This window comes from Staphylococcus sp. HMSC13A10 (genome assembly GCF_001808005.1).
Lineage (GTDB): Bacteria > Bacillota > Bacilli > Staphylococcales > Staphylococcaceae > Staphylococcus > Staphylococcus pasteuri.
Map to the genome: position 1 here is coordinate 1 of NZ_KV791839.1, position 19,193 is coordinate 19,193.

Sequence of the window (19,193 nt, forward strand, 5' to 3'; positions counted from 1 at the left end):
CAGAGTCCAACTTTTGGGGTTCAGTACAAAATCAAGTACTTCTTTATTATGAAGATTAAATGATTAAACTTTTCGATAGCGTTTGAGTCCAATGATATTGAGTAGAATGAAAATAATGATAAATAAACAAAGTATCATTACATCAAACCAAATATGATACCAACCTTGCCCTTTAATCATAATATTTGTTAAAGCGTCACCAGCATATCGAAGTGGGAACAAGTAGCCAATATTACTTAACCAAGGTGTCATGTTTTCTAGTGGAAAGATACCAGAAAAGAACACTTGTGGGATGGCAACGATAGGTATGAATTGAACCATTTGAAATTCTGAATTAGCAAATGTAGAGATAAATATTCCCATTACTAACGCTGTAATAGCTAGTAAAATATTAATGAGCAAGACATACCCCAGACTACCTGCTAAGTTGATACTTAATAAATAGATTGAAAACAGGACAATGATAAGCGTTTGTATAATAGCGAAAATACCGTAGCCGAATAGATAACCAAAGACAATTTCACTACGTCTGATAGGAGTTGATAACACACGTTCTAAAGTACCTGTCGTACGTTCACGCAGTAGTGCAATTCCTGAAATAAGAAAGACGAAGAAAAATACAAAGAATCCCATTAAAATTGGGAACATTTTATCAAAATAGTTACTATCTTTGTCTCCATATAAATAGCTATTGTCTATTTTAGTATCTTCTGATTGTTTTCCTTTTGCAGCTTGAGGCATAGAATTGATTATCTTTTTAACGTCAGACATTTTATTTTTCTGAATTGACTGATGTAATAATTGTTTAATTGAACCTGATTTACTTGGATCTTCGTTTGTATATGTGACATGCAAAGTATGTTTATCTTGATAAATATAGGCATCTAAATCGTTGTTTTCTATTTTAGATTTAATATTTTTGTCTGAATCAAAGTGTTTAAAAGAAATATCATCATTTTTAATATTATCAGTAACATGGCTTGATACAGAATCGGCAACACCAATTTTCAAATCGGTATCTTCATCAGAATTAAATACAAAATACATGAGTGTGAGAACTAATAAAGGTGCTAAGAACATAAGTGCCAATGTGCGCTTATCTCTTAGTAATTCTATAATGACACGTTGAATGATAGCCATCAGTTTCATTAGTGTTTAACCTCCTCTGCTTTTATAAAGACTTCTTCAATTGTTTTGACTTTGAATTTTTGTTTTAATTCATTAGGTGTTCCTATAGCAAATAGTCGTCCTTCAACTATGAGACCTATTTTGTCACAACGTTCAGCTTCGTCCATTACATGTGTAGTGACAATGACACTTTTACCTTCATGAGTTAAATTTTTTAATTGAGACCAGACCTGTTGTCGCAGCTTAGGATCAATACCGACAGTCGGTTCATCTAGTATGATAAGGCTTGAATTAGCTAATAGTGTAATTGCCAGTGATAATCGACGTTTCATACCACCGGAGAATGTATTAACAGTCTTAGTTAGTGAATTTTCTAAATTGACTAATTGTAAATTTTTACCAATACTCTGTTTTAATTGTTCACCTTTTAATTCTGCTAAATGACCAAAAAAGGTTAAATTCTCTTTAGCTGATAATGATTCATATAGTGCATCAGTTTGTCCCATATAACCAATATGACTCAATACACGTCGATGGGGCATTTTTTTATTAAAAACTTGTGTTGAACCAGAATTTAATTTTTCCATACCTAATAAGCATTTAATTGTTGTTGTCTTACCTGAACCACTTGGACCAATTAGTCCTAATAGTTCTCCTTCATGAATTTCAAGGCTAATATGATCTAATACTTTATGTTTATCGTATATTTTTACTGCATCAGTTAATGCTGCGATTGGCTTTGTCATATTCATTTACCTCCTTATTTGACACTGTATCTAATTACTGTATATTCAATATAAATCAGATTTACATATAAAAGTATATTAATTGAAAAGTATTAGACAAATCATAAATAGATGTTCAATAAAGTTAGTGAGATGAAGAAAATGGATGAACAAGTGGTTGATAAACGTGTATATAAAACGTTAATGAGAATAGAAAAAGGCATAATTAAGTTATTAGAAAATAAATCATATAATGAAATTACTGTAAAAGACATTTGTCTTAAAAGTGGTATTAGTAGAGGGACTTTCTATCAACATTATAAAGATAAAGATGATTTTTTATTTAAATATCAGCAAGCAATGATGAAGAAAGGAAAGAAACGCTTAGCGAACATTCACTTTACACATCGTCTTCAATTTTTTGAATATGCTTTGAACTTTTGGCTTAATGAAGGGGAATTATTCCTATTATTGTTAAAAGATAATGGTGCTTATACTATTCATCAAGTAATGAAGCAGAATTTACAGCAAAATATTGAAGTACAGTTAATACCTATCTTCAATACTCAAACATTAACGACTAAAGAAAAATATTTTTTAATTATTTTTATGAGCAATGCAGTCTTTGGTGTTTTACAAGATTGGGTAAAGCGTGGCAGACAAGAATCACCTAAAGAATTAACCTTAATTATTGATAAAATTTTTAACACAGTATTTGCCTAATAAGAATTTAAAATACATCAGTATCAAGGAAATTATTTTTAGAATGGCACTATTTTTATTATGTTACACATATCTATAATAATAAAATAAATTATTAAAACGCGCATAAGATCACCTTACTAAGACACATAGTAAGGTGATTTTTTGTATATAGAATAGACATTTTTGATGGGTTTAATATATCAGTATCAATCCCATATTTAAAGGCACAAATTTAATAAATGTATGTAATTTTAATGAAAATTATTATCAGTTATATTGACAATAATATCTTAGTCATATATTATCTTCTTTAAATCGTAATAATTACGATTTGTTTCGTGCAACTGTTTTGCATTTTTGGATATATAGGTCAGAACTGGCTTATATCAATAAATGTAAAAAGAATTTACAACATAAAGGAGTATTATATGCAACGACAAGTTGTTGAATTTTCTAAGTATAATCCGTCTGGAAATATGACTATTCTTGTACATTCACAACATTGTCCAAGTGACTATGCAAGGATTGCCAATCAACTAATGGCATCTACACATGTATGTTGTGAACAAGTAGGTTTTATAGAATCTATGAAGCAAGACAGCGGTGAGACATTTCGTTTGGTCATGAGTGGAAATGAATTTTGTGGCAATGCAACAATGTCTTACATTCAATATTTAAAGGAACACAAACTACTGACATCAAAACAATGTTATGTCGATGTATCTGGATGTGAAAAGTTAGTACCTTGCACGATACATGATTATCAATTATATGAAGTTGGCATGCCCCAAGCACAGCAAGTATCACAGGAATATTTACATATTGGGCAACAGGTATGGCAAGCGATAAAGGTGACATATGACTCATATGTACATTATGTCATTCCAATAGAAGAGATTTCGCCGTCCATTAAACACCAAATAGAGCAATATGTTAAAAATCAGCAGTGGGACAATCAATACAAAACCATTGGCATCATGTTGTTTCATGTTCAAAACCAATTTCTCCATCCTTTAATTTATATACCAGAAGTGGAAAGTTTAATTTGGGAGAATAGCTGTGGCTCTGGGGCGGCTACTATAGGTGTATTTAATAATTATCAAAGTGAAAATCCGTGTGCTGATTACATTGTATATCAACCAGGTGGCAGTATTTCAGTAACATCTAAGTACTGCCCGACTCATGGATATCGTACTTCAATTAAAGGTAGCGTATCTACTGTTGCATCAGGAAAAGCTTATATAGAACAGGAGACGATAGTAAATTGATGAATTCAAAGATAGAGATAGATCATCTTTTACAACAATACTTAAATCAATTTGAAAAGGTGTATCAAGATGTGATTCAGAATCCAAATGACATTAATAAGTTAGAAACATTGGTTGATAGCTATAGTCAATTCATATTGGATTCAACACAGCAAGAACAATTTGTAGCTTGGCAAGATGAAGAGAGAAAACATCAACTCACGCAACAACTACAAGACATTACAGCACAGTGTGTAAAACAAGTTGAAATGATAAGAGCAAGACGATTGTTAGACGGTAAGACGTCTACCTCAGGATACTTTGACAACATTGAACATTGCATTGATGAAGAGTTTGGACAATGGCGTATATGTAAGGATGATAAATTGTTACTTGTTGGATCAGGCGCGTATCCAATGACATTAATACAAGTTGCTAAAGAAACTGGTGCTTCTGTTATTGGTATCGATGTTGATAGTGAAGCTATGTACTTAGGTCAACGTGTCGTTAATGTATTAGCACCTAACGAAAATATTGAAATATCAAACAAAACTGTAGATCAAATACCAGATATCAATGAAGTGACACATATTATTTTTAGTTCAACCATACCTGTTAAATATGACATCTTAGACCAACTATTTGAATTAACGAACGATAACGTGGTTGTAGCTATGCGTTATGGCGATGATCTGAAATCGATATTTAATTATCCCTCACAACCAACATTAACGCATCATTGGCAATGTGTTTATCGATTAGTACAAGAGAATCAAATTTTTGATATCGCATTATATCAAAAGCCTTTGTTGAAAGAGGATAAACCGTATGTCTAACGTATTAATTATTGGTAGTGGTCCTGTTGGCGTACAACTAGCACAAATTTGTCATCAATTATCAATTAAAGATATAGATATGGTTGGTCGTGCTACTACATCCGAGAAATCGTTAGCAGTCTATAACGGTTATCAACACGACGGTATGTTCAAAGTTACAACGCAAAATGAAGCTCATAGTCAATTTGCAGGGGAATTCCGAATTCGTCGTTTTTATAAAGACATTCAACATGTGAATCAAATATACGACACAATTATTTTGGCATGTACTGCTGATGCGTATTGTTCTATGCTGCGTCAATTAGATTCCAATACATTGCAAAAGATCAAAGATATTATATTAGTGTCGCCGACGTTCGGTTCGCATATGATGATAGAACAATTAATGAAAGACAAGAATGAGGATGTTGAGATCATTTCATTTTCAACATACCTAGGAGATACAAGAATCATAGACTCGTCCCAACCTCATCGTGTACTTACAACAGGAGTGAAATCGAAGTTATTTGTAGGTTCGAATAAACAATCATCAAAATTAATGAATCAATTACAGCTATTATTTAAGAGATTAAACATAAAGCTTTCAGTGATGAATACACCGTTACATGCGGAAATACGTAATAGTTCATTATATGTACATCCGCCATTGTTTATGAATGATTTTTCATTAAAAGCTATTTTCGAAGGTACAGATGTACCTGTTTATGTATATAAATTATTTCCAGAAGGACCAATTACAATGACGCTAATTAGTGAAATGCGTCAGATGTGGCAAGAGATGATGGCAATTTTACAGAAATTAAGTGTGCCCTCAGTCAATCTTTTGAAATTTATGGTTAAAGAAAATTATCCAGTGAGACCAGAAACGTTAAACGAGGCAGATATCAGTCAATTTGAATCTTTACCTAGCGTAAAACAAGAATATCTACTCTATGTGAGATATTCAGCTATATTAATTGATCCATTTTCACAACCAGATCAAGAGGGTCGCTATTTCGACTTTTCAGCGGTTCCGTTCAAACAGTTATATCAAAACGAAAAGGGTGTCGTACATATACCAAGAATGCCTAGTGAAGATTATTATCGTACAACGGTTATTCAGTCTATTGGTAAAGCTTTAGAAGTGCCTACACCTATGATAGATGAATTGTTGGAGAGATATAAAACGTATTGTCGACATTACCAAAGCCAACATCCACATCAATCACTATCTTCTCAATTTGAGCTTAACCATTTCCAACAGGATATTTCACTCATTACAACTTATTTAGCAATGCAATAGGGATTTTTTAAAGATTTGAGGTTTTAAGAAGAGACAACACACTTTTCAATATAGAAAGAGGAAAAATTAATGAAAACAAAAACTAAAATAAGCGCAATTTTATTAGCATCAGGAATTGTATTAGCAGGATGCGGTGGTGATAAGGCATTACAAGATAAAAAGGATCAAAAGACACTATCCTATACAACTGTAAAGGACATTGGTGATATGAATCCTCATGTTTATGGAGGATCAATGTCGGCGGAAAGTATGATATATGAACCATTAGTACGTAACACTAAAGATGGTATCAAGCCATTATTAGCTAAGAAATGGGACATCTCGAAAGACGGGAAGACATATACGTTTCATCTAAGAAAGGACGTCAAATTCCATGATGGTTCAAAATTTAATGCAGACGCTGTGAAGAAAAATATTGATGCCATACAACAAAACAAAAAGTTACATTCATGGTTAAAGATTTCGACATTAATTGATGATGTCAAAGTGAAAGATACATACACGGTACAAATTCATTTGAAAGAAGCATATCAACCTGCATTAGCAGAATTAGCAATGCCTCGTCCATATGTGTTTGTATCACCTAAAGACTTTAAACATGGAACGACTAAAGATGGCGTGAAATCGTTTGATGGTACAGGTCCGTTCAAAATGGGCGAACATAAGAAAGATGAATCTGCTACCTTTAATAAAAACCAACACTATTGGGGAGAATCTTCTAAATTAAATAAGGTAGAAGCAAAGGTTAAACCAGCAGGAGAAACAGCATTCTTATCTATGAAAAAAGGTGAGACTAACTTTGTATTTACTGATGATCGAGGTACAGATAGTTTAGATAATGATAGTTTAAAACAACTCAAAGAAACTGGAAATTACCAAGTCAAACGTAGCCAACCGATGAATACCAAAATGATTGTTGCTAACGCTGGTAAGAAAGATAGTGCGGTAAGTAACAAATCGGTTAGACAAGCCATTGGACACATGGTTGACCGCGATAAAATCGCAAAAGATATTCTTGATGGAGAAGAAAAACCAGCTACACAACTTTTTGCAAAGAACGTGACAGATATTAATTTTAATATGCCTACGCGTCAATTTGATAAGAAAAAGGCTGAAGCATTATTAGATAAAGCAGGCTGGAAGTTAAATAAAGATAAACACGTACGTCAAAAAGACGGTAAAGACTTAGCTATGTCAATGTACTATGACAAAGACTCAACAAGTCAGAAAGAACAGGCAGAATTTTTAGAAGCAGAATTTAAAAAGTTAGGCGTCAAATTAAATATAAATGGTGAAACATCAGATAAAATTGCTGAACGTCGTACATCTGGTGACTATGATTTAATGTTCAATCAGACATGGGGATTACTTTATGATCCACAAAGTACTATTGCTGCATTCAAATCAAAAACAGGTTATGAAACTGCTACATCAGGTATTAAAGACAAACAACAGTTATATAACAATATCGACAATGCATTCAAAATTAAAAATGCGAAAGAACGTTCAAAAGCTTATCAACACATTTTAAAACAAGTCGATGATGAGGGTGTCTTTATTCCAATTTCTCATGGCAGTATGACCGTAGTAGCACCTAAAGACTTAAAAAATGTATCCTTCACGCAATCACAATATGAATTACCATTTAATGAAATGCAATATAAATAAAGGAGCATCTAAATGTTCAAATTAATAATAAAACGTATTGCACTCATGTTTCCGTTATTGATTGTAGTGAGTTTTATGACATTTATGATGACGTACCTATCCAATGAAGATCCTGCTGTAACGATTCTACATGCACAAGGAACACCGAATGTTACAGAGCAATTAATTACTGAGACGAAAAAGAAGTATGGTCTTGATGCACCTATTCTTATTCAATATAAAGAATGGTTACAACAAGCAATACAATTTAAATTTGGGACAAGCTATATTACAGGAGACCCGGTTTCAGAACGTATAGGTCCTGCATTTATGAATACATTAAAATTAACATTAATTTCTAGTCTATCAGTTATGGTGACATCTATCTTTTTAGGTGTGGTGAGTGCACTAACTAGAGGTCGTAGTACAGATCGAGTAATACGATTGATAGCATTCTTTTTAACAGCTTTACCATCATATTGGGTAGCATCAATGCTCATTATTTTTGTATCAGTTAAGTTAAATTTATTACCAACATCAGGATTAACTGGACCAGAAAGTTATATTTTACCTGTTGTAGTTATTACAATGACGTATACTGGTATTTACTTTAGAAATGTACGACGAGCGATGATTGAACAACTTAATGAAGAGTATGTGATGTATTTAAAAGCGAGTGGTGTATATACTATAACCTTATTAAAACACGTATTACGCAATGCATTACAAGTCGCTGTATCTATTTTTTGTATGTCGATACCTATGATTATGGGTGGCTTAGTCGTTGTTGAAAATGTTTTTGCATGGCCAGGATTAGGACAATTGAGTATTAAAGCAATTGTCGAACATGATTTTCCAGTTATACAAGCTTACGTGTTAATTGTTGCAGTTTTATTTATTGTCTTTAACACACTGGCAGATATTATTAATGCCTTGTTGAATCCTAGGCTGAGGGAGGCGACAAGATGATGATTTTAAAACGATTATTACAAGATAAAGGTGCAGTAATTGCATTAATTGTTATAGCGACTTATATCATACTCGGGTTAACAGCACCGTTCATTACAGTCCATGAACCCAATCATATCGATACAGCGAATAAATTTGCTGGTATTAGCACATCACATTGGTTAGGCACAGACCATTTAGGAAGAGATATATTGACGAGGGTTATTTATGCTATTCGACCAAGCTTATTATATGTATTGATTGCATTATTTGTATCGGTCGCAATTGGAGCCATACTCGGATTTATATCTGGATATTTCCGGGGTTATATTGATGCATTGATTATGCGATGTTGTGATGTCATGTTGGCATTCCCAAGTTACGTTGTCACTTTAGCGTTAATTACATTATTCGGAATGGGTGTGGAAAATATTATTCTGGCATTTATACTTACACGTTGGGCATGGTTCTGCCGTGTAATACGTACTAGTGTCATGCAATATACCGCAGCCGATCATGTAAAATTTGCTAAAACGATTGGTATGAGTCATTTATTGATTATTCGTAAACATATTCTTCCATTAACATTAGGCGATATTGCCGTTATTTCTAGTAGTGCCATGTGTTCTATGATATTACAAATGTCAGGATTTTCATTTTTAGGTTTAGGAGTAAAAGCACCAACAGCGGAGTGGGGCATGATGTTAAATGAAGCACGTAAAGTGATGTTTACTCATCCTGAATTAATGGTGACTACTGGTATTGTTATTGTCATTATTGTTATGGCATTCAATTTTCTATCAGATGCGTTGCAAGTGGCAATAGATCCACGCATTTCTTCAAAAGAAAAATTACGTGCAGTTAAGAAAGGCGTGATGCATGAATGACGTTGTTAAAAGTAAATAATTTAACAATTATAGATTCTTGGACAGGTAATGTACTTGTTGATGATATTAACTTTCAAGTTGAACATGGTGAAACACTAGGTTTAATAGGTGAAAGTGGTAGTGGTAAATCCATTACTTGTAAATCATTAATTGGACTTAATCCTAATCGTCTTAAAGTTACTGGAGACATTTGTTTTGAAGGTCAACAACTATTGAATTTGTCAGAGCAACAATTACGACAATATAGAGGTAAAGATATTGCGATGGTCATGCAGCAAGGTGCAAGAGCTTTTGATCCGTCATCAAGAGTCGGCAAACAAATGATGGAAACAATGCAAGCACATACATCATTATCAACACAAGAAATTGAAGAAACGCTTATTAAATATATGACGTATATGAATTTAAAAGATCCTAAAACCATTTTGGCATCTTATCCATATATGTTGTCAGGTGGCATGCTGCAACGGTTAATGATTGCCTTAGCCTTAGCATTAAAACCAAAACTCATTATTGCAGACGAACCAACAACTGCATTGGATACGATTAATCAATTTGACGTGTTGGAAGCATTTGAAGATATTAAACAACATTTTGATTGTGCCATGATATTTATTTCGCATGATTTAACAGTTATTCATAAAGTTGCAGATCATGTACTCGTTATGAAAGAGGGACAATTGGTTGAAGAAGGAACTAAAGAAGCGGTCTTGCATGATCCTCAACATGAGTACACGAAATATTTATTATCCACAAAGCAAAAGGTGAATGATTATTTTCAACGTGTAATGAGAGGAGATTGTCATGCTTAAAATATCAAATGTTGAAAAGCATTATGACAAACGAACGCGATTTAGCTCTAAAACAGAACCTATCGTTAAAGATGTAAGCTTCGATTGTCCTGTAGGTCAATCTATCGCTATTATCGGTGAGAGTGGCAGTGGTAAGTCTACACTAAGTCGTATGATATTAGGCATTGAAAGACCAGACAAAGGTAACGTGACATTAAATGAGCAACCGATGTATATAAAAAAGGTAAGACGTCATCAAATTAGTGCAGTATTTCAAGACTATACATCGTCATTACATCCTTTTCAAACTGTAAGAGATATTTTATTCGAAGTCATGTGCCAGTGCGATAAACAAAGCTTGAAAGAAATGGAAACAACGGCAACTCAATTATTAGATGAGGTAGGATTATCCAGTAATTTTCTAGAAAAATATCCCAATATGCTATCGGGCGGAGAGGCACAACGTGTTGCTATTGCAAGAGCAATATGTATTAACCCAACATATATTTTATTTGATGAAGCCATAAGCGCGCTAGACATGTCGATACAAACTCAAATTCTAGATTTATTGAAACGGTTAAAAGAAGAACGGAACTTAAGCTATATATTTATTACGCATGATATTCAAGCGGCAACGTATTTATGTGATCAATTAGTTATTTTTAAAAATGGTCAAATTGTGGAAAGCCTTCCCACATGCCATTTAAATACAACACGTAATGCTTATACAAGAGCGTTAATAGAGAAACAATTATCATTCTAAGGAGTGAGTTAATGAAAGGTGCAATGGCTTGGCCATTTCTAAGATTATATATACTAACTCTCATGTTCTTTAGTGCGAATGCCATTTTGAATGTGTTCATTCCATTACGAGGTCATGATTTAGGTGCAACCAATACAATGATAGGTATCGTTATGGGTGCCTACATGTTGACTGCAATGGTCTTTCGTCCATGGGCAGGACAAATTATTGCACGTGTTGGTCCAATTAAAGTACTACATATTATTTTGATTATTAATGCTTGTGCACTGATATTATATGGATTTACTGGATTAGAGGGATATTTTTTAGCAAGAGTGATGCAGGGTGTATGTACGGCATTCTTTTCGATGTCGCTACAACTAGGTATTATAGATGCTTTACCTGAAGAACATCGCTCAGAAGGTGTCTCTTTATACTCTCTATTTTCAACGATACCTAATTTAGTAGGACCACTCATTGCTATAGGTATTTGGCATCTGGATCGAATGTCAGTATTTGCCGTAGTCATGATTGCTATAGCGTTAACGACAACATTCTTTGGTTATCGTGTCTCATTTGCAGGTAAGGAACCTGATACTAGTCACAAAGTTGAACCCTTACCCTTTAATGGTGTGACTGTGTTTGCCCAATTCTTTAAAAATAAGGAACTCTTAACGAGTGGGTTGATTATGATTATCGTGTCGATAGTCTTTGGCGCAGTGAGTACATTTGTTCCATTATATACTGTGAAATTCGGATTTGCAGACGCCGGTATATTCTTAACGATTCAAGCGATAGCGGTGGTATTAGCTAGAATTTATTTACGTAAATACATTCCATCTGATGGGTTATGGCACCCGTTGTATATGGTGAGTGTGCTGATGTTGCTTGCCGTTGCAGCGATGTTAGTTGCTATTGGACCTAACATACACGCACTCATATTTTATAGTAGTGCCATATTGATTGGTACGACACAAGCACTTGTTTATCCAACGCTAACATCATATCTAAGTTTTGTGTTACCGAAAGTTGGTCGTAATATGCTATTGGGTTTATTTATTGCATGTGCAGATTTAGGTGTGTCATTAGGTGGAAGTCTGATGGGCCCCTTGTCAGATTTAGTAGGATTTAGCTGGATGTACACCATTTGCGGATTGCTTGTTGTGTGTATGATTGTGATGAGTATGTTTAAAGGAGCACGATATGTTAAATAGAAAGATGTTATTAGTCATAGTCATTTAGTTGAAATATTAAGCGGTTGTCTTTGTAAACTAATTGCTTGTCTACTTTTTGATGTGAAAATATGTTCTGAAGTAGTACTTAGGTATCTCTATATTTGTGATTTTATATTATGTATAAAGATTACCAAGCCTTTATGAGTGGAATAGATGTAATATCACAATAAGAAGGGTCGTATAACCATGATTAGAGATATTAATGAAGTCACTGTTCCAGATAGTAAGATTGTTCAAGATGCACAAGGTATTGTTCACGAACATGGTAATGAATTAATTTGGAATCATTCAAATAGAGTATATTTATTTGGAGAAGTTAAAGGTATTCAAGATAAACTCAAATACGATAAAGAGTTACTATATATTACTGCTTTATTCCATGATTTAGGTCTAACTAATCAATATAGTAGCGATGATTTGCGTTTTGAAGTAGACGGCGCTAATGCGGTGAGACAATTTTTAGAAACGTATAACTATGATGAAAGAGATTTACAATTAGCATGGGATTCTATTGCATTGCATACGACACTTGGAGTAGCAGAGCATAAAGAGAATAACGTAGCATTGCTATATCATGGTGTTGGTATGGATGTTATGGGAGATAATTGGAATCAATATTCTGATGAAATTCGAAAAGCAGTTGTAGATAAATTTCCACGTGGCAATTTTAAACATGATGTGATTCGAGCATTTTATGATGGTTTCAAACATAAACCAGAAACAACATTTGGTAATATCAAATCTGACGTTATTAAATATTTTGAACCAGAATATCCTCAAAATAACTTCTGTTCATGCATTTTACGTTCAAATTGGGATCATTAGATTTGGAACTTAAGTTCGACGGAATATGAAAATTAAATAGGAATTTAAATTAAGGAGTTCTCGTACATAGTGTGCGAGGACTTTTTATTTTGTTTTGAAAAATCATTCTAATCAATTTTTAATGTTAATTATAAAAATAAAGAATACTAATAAACTATTTTTTATTTTGGAGTAATGTTATATTAATTATATAATTAATTAGTTTTAAATATTAAGATATATAAGGTGGTTTTGATATGGAAGAAAATAGATTTGATAACGATAATGTAGATGTAAATAGAAATCAATTTAATCAAGAACAAAGTAATGATATCAAACCTAAAGGAAATCTTGCGCTAAATATTTTAATATTTATAGGTTGGATGATATTAGCACAATTACCAGTTATTGCAATAATAACTCTTGTAAGTCTTTCTGTTAAAGCTGAGGTTTTAAGTATAACAATAGGTACTATTATATATCTTTTTGTTATTGCTATAGTGATTTGGTTAATAAGACGATACTACTTAAATCATACATATGAAAAAACAAAAGGTTTTAGTCTTAAAGACTTAGGTATAGCCATAGGTTGGGCAATTATATTAAGACTAGTTGTATATGGATTCACATACTTACTAAAATTAACCACTGGTTCAATGCAAACAGATAATGATAAATTGCTTTTTGGTGACGTCAATGCTCAAGCACAAGACGCTAGTCAACTTGGACAAGTATTTCCCGTAATTATATTTGTGATTACACTTACTTTTTTAGTTCCATATCTAGAGGAATTGATTTATAGAGGCATTTTTAAAGAAACACTATTTAGAAAATCAGTATTCTGGTTGCCTTTCATACTTTCATCGATTGTCTTCGCCTCACAACATGGCATTAATAATATTATTGCATTTTTAATGTATATGATAATGGGTATGATTTTTTATCTTGCTTACTCAAGAAGAGGTAACATTAAAGACAGTATGACAGTACATATGATTCATAATGGCCTTATTGGTGTTATGATACTCATCAATTATTTTTATATATTGTTTAAATAATAAAGTGATAGTTGAGATAAATGGAGGTTACAGTAGATAACATATTCCTTTCGAAAAAGCAGTCGACGAGAAAAAATATTATAAGAAAATATTAATGTTTCGCTAAAACAGGTCTAGTACTTACATGAAAAGATTTTATTAAAAATTGAAAATGTAAATCACAAAGAACAAGGTGGATTGACTCATTAAAATACAGAAAGAAGTGACTTATAGTTGATTTCTAAAAAATTGTTGAGTGTTATATTACTACCAATCATTGCAATAATCATCATTATAAGTGGTTATTATGGATTTAAAATTACTAAAGAAAACGCAATTAAAGGTAGTCTTTCACATATATTTAAGCCACTTCCTATGAAAAATCTTGATGTTTTATTTGATAAACAAGGGATAAGAGCTGAAGAAAAAGGTGGCAGGGGATTAGAAGCCGACGACAAAGGTGTATGGGAACTCAAATCCTTTACAACGAAACGTAAAGGTGAAGAAGGGGACACTGTAACTGAAGGTGTTGAGATGAAATTTAATAGACAGACTCATGATGCTAGTGGTTATTACTTTGTAGATAAAGATAATTATAACAGTGAGACTTATGAACATGATAAAGAGGAAAAACATTATCCCGTTGAATATAAAAACAAAAAGCTTAAATTAACTAAAGAAGCAAAAGAAAAGGGGATTAGTAAATCATTAGAACAGAAGATAAATAATTTTAAATTTTTAGTAGAATTTGCTGATTATAGTGATATTAAAGATTATAAAAATGGAACCATAACTTATAGTTATGGTGATAGACCGTCTTATACCGCAGAATATCAACTTGATAATAAAGATAAAAATGTAAAAGAGATTAAAAACCGTTTTGATATTAATACGAATAAAGCGCCAAAAGTTTTATTTGATGAATCAGGAAACATAGGTGCTCGTAAAATAGGTGACCAACATATAGAATATAATTTTGTAGATAATGACAAAGAAACCATAACTTATACAGATATCATCGAATTTACACCATCAGAAGACGAAGAGGATAATGAAGTGAGTATTGAATAAAATAATATGGTGAAATTAATAAAAGTAACTATTTTTTATAGTATGTCGGGTATAAACTAATTGAATATGTAGACAAAAGAAATATTTATTAGATGCAGAACAAAATATGTTTGCTTATGATGTTTATGGTTACGATGGAAACACAATTGTCTTATAATCAATATGAGGCAATAGTTATTACATAATATCTCAAAATGATATATAAATAAAAAAACAAAAATCAAGCTGAGCGCCCAATTCGGTTGCTCAGCTTGTTTGTTATCTTGTGATACTGTCTCTATCGTATCGATAGTATTTGGCTTGTGTTTCGGTAATGCGTTGTTGTGTATCTTTATAAATAGAAATACCATTTTCAGTTTTATGAAATTGATAATTTAATTGATGAGCAAGTTGTTCAATATTGATAAAACGACTATCCTGACCTTGTTTTTCAATAAAATACTCGACTTCATAGTCTTTTCCATTAATATCAAATAGCAATTCGACAACATCATTTCTTAACCAAAAATCACCATGTTCCTTAATAATCTGGTTCTTAAATAAAGGTAGTCTCACGTGATTGTATTCAATATGATACTGCGTAAAATCATCGATATTTAAATCATTCTCTTTCTCTCTGACATCATAGATAGGGCCACCTGCAACTGTCCCTTCTCTTGTATTATCAGCGCCACCGATAACACCATTTTCCAAAAATTGTAAACCATGTACATCACCAATATAAGGGTCTGGTCGATGTTCAAAAGCGTGTCCCTTGGCAATAAGTTTCAAAATAAGTGTTTGATCAAATTGTGGTTCCCATTCTATACGAGAAGGGTTACTTGTGTATATTCTTGGCTCATCAATTGCTTCCTGGATAGACATCCCGAAGTCTAAAACGTTAATAATGGTTTGTACAACACTAGCGATGATACTAATTGCACCTGGTGCGCCAACTTCCATGATAGGTTTCCCATTTTCAGTAATGATTGTTGGGGCCATATTACTCAACGGACGTTTATGTGGTTCGATTTCATTAATACCACCTGAGATGACATCAAAGCCGTCCATTGTGGTATTAAGTAAAACACCGTAACCTGGAACTGTAATACCAGAACCATAAATCATTCCTATAGATGTAGTGAAAGAGGCTACGTTACCAAATCGGTCTGTTACAGAAAAATGTGTCGTTTCGGTATGGTTTTCATCTATATGAGTATGACTTTCTACACGAGAACTATTACTTAACTCACCATGTTCAATATTAAAATTAGCAATATGTTGATTAATGATTTCGCTACGTTGCTTTAAATAACCCTCATCAATAAGCTCGCTGACTGGTACATCATAAAAGTCCTCATCAGCAATATATTTGGCACGGTCACTGTAGGCAATCTGCATTGCTTGAACAAGATGATGTAAGTAATCGGTGGATCGTGCTCCCATACTTTTTAAATCAAATGATTCTAGTATTTTCAAAATTTGTATCAAAGTAATACCGCCTGAACTAGAAGGTCCCATAGAATGTATTTGATAACCTCGATATTGGGCAGTTATAGGTTGTTTGATACGAATATTATAATGCTTTAAATCTTCTTCATTAATTGTCCCACCATATTTGTTTACAACATTTACCAATTGTTTCGCGATATTGCCAGTATAAAATGCGCCAAACCCTTTATCTCTTAGTAAGCGTAATGTACGAGCTATTTCTGGAGATTTAATCCAATCCCCGTCATGGATATAATCATCATCTTCTTTAGTAAATGCACGACGTGTTTCAGCGTACTTGTTAATTCTTTTAAGTTGTTGTTGTGAATATTTTTCAATCGCCCAATTAGCACGATGACCGTGTTCGGCTAATTCAATCGCCGGGTTAATCAAGTCAGCTAAATTCAATTTGCAATAATGTTTGTGTAAATATTCAAAGAGCTTTGCAATTCCTGGAACCCCCACGATAGAGCCATGTGTCGTTAATTCTAAAAAACTTTTATAGTGTCCTTTTTCATCTAAATAAAAGTGCTTGTCTACATTGCTAGGGGCAGTTTCACGTGCATCGAATATAGTTAAATCGCCTGACGTATTGTCATAATATAATAAGTAACCACCGCCACCTAATCCAGAGGTAAAAGGTTCCACAACATTAAGTACTAGTTGAATGGCGATTACTGCATCTATGGCAGTTCCACCTTTATCAAGTATATCTTTTCCCACTTTAGCTGCGAGTGGATGTGACACTGAAACCAAGCCTTCTTGTGAAGTTAATTGATATTTGAAATGCGTGTCCGACATCGAATAGTGCCTTCTTTCTAAAATAGAAATCTTTGATATGAGTTATTTTCTTTGATTAATCTCAGATTCAACTTTATCTAAATCTTGTTTTTGCTCATTACCTGTATCAAGTAATGGTGTAACAGGTGAACTTATTTTGAATTTATCTCCACGGTAAAACTTAATGAATTGATCTTGGTCTATAGCATTAACCACAGCTCGTCTTAAATGTGGATTGTCTTTAAATACACCACTCTTACTATTTAAAATTAAGAATACCGATTTACGTCCATGTTTACTAATCATACTTAAATCTTTATCAGATTTTATTAATTCAAAATGTTTTTGATCTATGTCAGCAAGTATATCGATTGCATGGTTTCTTAATTCGGACAGTGCACTTGCTGGGTCACCATTGAATTTCAAAATAATATTCTTAATTTTAGCTAGACCGTAGCTGTTTTTTTCATCGATATTAAAACCTGGATTACGTTGGAAAGTAGCTTGATAATTGTCTTTTTTAGTCATAATGTACGCACCACTAGTAACGAGTTCATTTTGACCGTCATCAGATTTAGGTACAGTATTAGGTGCTCCAAAATCTTTGCCTTCTTCTTTCAGCTTTTCAACGTAATGTTTTGATAAAATACCAGCTGATGAGTGTGTTAAATAGTTAACTTCTTTAGGCATTGGTTGATCAGTTGTAATTTTAATAATTTGATATTTACCTTCAGCATTATTAACTTCACTATCTTGATTTGTTATATCTTTAACTTTATAACCTTTAGTTAATGTATCCCATACCGATTTGCCAGATGCTGTTTTAGTCTTCTTAAGTTCTTTCTTATCATCATTTGTTAACTCAGTAATATCTTTAATATGTTTATGCATATTATAAGTCACATGGTTAGGAACAGCATTTTTATCTCTAGCACGGTTGAGACTGAATAGGACATCGTCTGCTAATACTTTTTCATGTGTATTTTCTGCTTTGCCATTTTTTACTTTTACAAAATAGTTATCGTCTCTTAATAAGAAATAAAATGCATTGTTATCTTTGTTAGATGTATAGCTACGACTAAGTGATCCATCAGTTGTGATTTTGTCATTATCATTAAGTGTTAATAAACGTGTATACATGTTCATATTGATATTGTAGACATTAGGCGCAATAGAACGAATAGGGTCTAGAGATTGGAATTCACCATCAGGTTGTGTCATCACTAAAGGTCGTGTATTACGTAATTTTTTATCATTATAATCAAATTGTTGCCAAATAAGCGCGCGAGAATTAGGTAAACCAACACTATTTTTATTTAAAATTTTATTGTCATAAACGAGATTTTTCTTCGAACCATATAAAGGTGCCATGAATCCTTCGTCGAATATCACTTTATCTTCTAACTTTTTATATGTATTTTTAGCTTCAGAAGTATTTTCTTTAGATGCTTTATTGATTAATGCATCGATTTTAGGGTCTTTAATCAAACTATTTGAGCCTGTAGAGCTAAATATTGCATTCATTGCATAGTTAGGATCGCCAAATACTGTTGTCCAGTCATCGATTTGAATATCATAATTACCAGCTTGACGTTGTGTACGATAACTACCGTAATCAGGTTGAACATTCATCTTTACGTTAAAACCAGCTCGCTCTAATTGTTGTTTAACAATGTTCATATCATTTTGATAACTCGCTTGACCTAAAAAGCGAATCGTCGGTTTAGTACCTTTAACGTTGACTTGTTTGTTTTTATCTTTCGTATCATCCTTGCCAGGTACACCACAACCACTTAGTATCAAAGTTAAACTTACTGTTAATGTTAATAAAATTCTTTTCATATAAAATCATCCTATC

17 protein-coding genes are annotated in these 19,193 nt (G+C 32.8%); 13 read left to right on the forward strand and 4 right to left on the reverse strand.

The genetic code is table 11. The features are described from left to right. Positions 1 to 63: 63 nt before the first annotated feature. Entirely contained in the window at positions 64 to 1,149 is a 1,086-nt protein-coding gene (locus tag HMPREF3125_RS02085; protein WP_070451610.1) for an ABC transporter permease, read from the reverse strand. After that, complete coding sequence (locus HMPREF3125_RS02090; RefSeq protein WP_070451612.1) at positions 1,149 to 1,874, reverse strand: ABC transporter ATP-binding protein; 726 nt, start codon at positions 1,872 to 1,874, stop codon at positions 1,149 to 1,151. The genes HMPREF3125_RS02085 and HMPREF3125_RS02090 overlap by 1 nt, the downstream gene beginning before the upstream one ends. Before the next feature lie 141 nt (positions 1,875 to 2,015). On the opposite strand from HMPREF3125_RS02090, the gene HMPREF3125_RS02095 reads away from it, so the two are divergent. The 13 genes from HMPREF3125_RS02095 to HMPREF3125_RS02155 all read left to right on the forward strand — a co-directional run bounded on the left by HMPREF3125_RS02095 (position 2,016) and on the right by HMPREF3125_RS02155 (position 15,085). Continuing rightward, positions 2,016 to 2,576: a TetR/AcrR family transcriptional regulator gene (locus tag HMPREF3125_RS02095; protein WP_083279963.1), complete on the forward strand. Its 561-nt coding sequence runs from the start codon at positions 2,016 to 2,018 to the stop codon at positions 2,574 to 2,576. 410 nt (positions 2,577 to 2,986) lie between these two features. Beyond that, positions 2,987 to 3,826 (forward strand): histidine racemase CntK, encoded by an 840-nt coding sequence (cntK, locus tag HMPREF3125_RS02100; protein WP_070451617.1) that lies wholly within the window; start codon positions 2,987 to 2,989, stop codon positions 3,824 to 3,826. Beyond that, positions 3,826 to 4,641, forward strand: a complete 816-nt coding sequence (gene cntL / locus HMPREF3125_RS02105) for a staphylopine biosynthesis enzyme CntL (RefSeq protein ID WP_070451655.1) — start codon at positions 3,826 to 3,828, stop codon at positions 4,639 to 4,641. Before cntK ends, cntL begins: the two co-directional genes overlap by 1 nt. Beyond that, positions 4,634 to 5,923, forward strand: a complete 1,290-nt coding sequence (cntM, locus tag HMPREF3125_RS02110) for a staphylopine biosynthesis dehydrogenase (protein WP_070451619.1) — start codon at positions 4,634 to 4,636, stop codon at positions 5,921 to 5,923. Before cntL ends, cntM begins: the two co-directional genes overlap by 8 nt. A gap of 69 nt (positions 5,924 to 5,992) precedes the next feature. Continuing rightward, positions 5,993 to 7,591, forward strand: a complete 1,599-nt coding sequence (gene nikA, locus HMPREF3125_RS02115; protein WP_070451620.1) for a staphylopine-dependent metal ABC transporter substrate-binding lipoprotein — start codon at positions 5,993 to 5,995, stop codon at positions 7,589 to 7,591. A gap of 12 nt (positions 7,592 to 7,603) precedes the next feature. Further along, positions 7,604 to 8,539 (forward strand): nickel/cobalt ABC transporter permease, encoded by a 936-nt coding sequence (gene opp1B, locus HMPREF3125_RS02120; protein ID WP_070451623.1) that lies wholly within the window; start codon positions 7,604 to 7,606, stop codon positions 8,537 to 8,539. Next, positions 8,536 to 9,405, forward strand: a complete 870-nt coding sequence (gene opp1C, locus HMPREF3125_RS02125) for a staphylopine uptake ABC transporter permease subunit CntC (protein ID WP_070451625.1) — start codon at positions 8,536 to 8,538, stop codon at positions 9,403 to 9,405. Before opp1B ends, opp1C begins: the two co-directional genes overlap by 4 nt. Further along, complete coding sequence (locus HMPREF3125_RS02130; protein WP_070451627.1) at positions 9,402 to 10,217, forward strand: staphylopine uptake ABC transporter ATP-binding protein CntD; 816 nt, start codon at positions 9,402 to 9,404, stop codon at positions 10,215 to 10,217. Before opp1C ends, HMPREF3125_RS02130 begins: the two co-directional genes overlap by 4 nt. Beyond that, positions 10,210 to 10,959 carry an ABC transporter ATP-binding protein gene (locus HMPREF3125_RS02135; RefSeq protein WP_029056710.1) on the forward strand — a complete coding sequence of 250 codons (750 nt, stop codon included), beginning with the start codon at positions 10,210 to 10,212 and terminating at the stop codon, positions 10,957 to 10,959. The genes HMPREF3125_RS02130 and HMPREF3125_RS02135 overlap by 8 nt, the downstream gene beginning before the upstream one ends. Before the next feature lie 11 nt (positions 10,960 to 10,970). After that, positions 10,971 to 12,152: a staphylopine family metallophore export MFS transporter CntE gene (locus HMPREF3125_RS02140; RefSeq protein ID WP_070451629.1), complete on the forward strand. Its 1,182-nt coding sequence runs from the start codon at positions 10,971 to 10,973 to the stop codon at positions 12,150 to 12,152. Positions 12,153 to 12,359: 207 nt separating this feature from the next. Next, entirely contained in the window at positions 12,360 to 12,998 is a 639-nt protein-coding gene (locus HMPREF3125_RS02145; RefSeq protein WP_029056712.1) for an HD domain-containing protein, read from the forward strand. Between the two features lie 236 nt (positions 12,999 to 13,234). Beyond that, the gene (locus HMPREF3125_RS02150) at positions 13,235 to 14,035 is read left to right on the forward strand and encodes a CPBP family intramembrane glutamic endopeptidase (protein ID WP_017637770.1); all 801 of its coding nucleotides are present in this window, start codon (positions 13,235 to 13,237) and stop codon (positions 14,033 to 14,035) included. A gap of 213 nt (positions 14,036 to 14,248) precedes the next feature. Further along, positions 14,249 to 15,085, forward strand: coding sequence for a tandem-type lipoprotein (locus HMPREF3125_RS02155; protein WP_070451631.1), 837 nt, complete (start codon positions 14,249 to 14,251; stop codon positions 15,083 to 15,085). Between the two features lie 258 nt (positions 15,086 to 15,343). Here the strand turns inward: HMPREF3125_RS02155 and ggt are convergent, their stop codons facing one another. Next, positions 15,344 to 17,356, reverse strand: a complete 2,013-nt coding sequence (gene ggt / locus HMPREF3125_RS02160) for a gamma-glutamyltransferase (protein ID WP_070451633.1) — start codon at positions 17,354 to 17,356, stop codon at positions 15,344 to 15,346. 42 nt (positions 17,357 to 17,398) lie between these two features. Continuing rightward, on the reverse strand, positions 17,399 to 19,177 hold the full coding sequence (locus tag HMPREF3125_RS02165) for an ABC transporter substrate-binding protein (protein WP_070451635.1): 1,779 nt from the start codon (positions 19,175 to 19,177) through the stop codon (positions 17,399 to 17,401). Positions 19,178 to 19,193 lie beyond the last annotated feature (16 nt).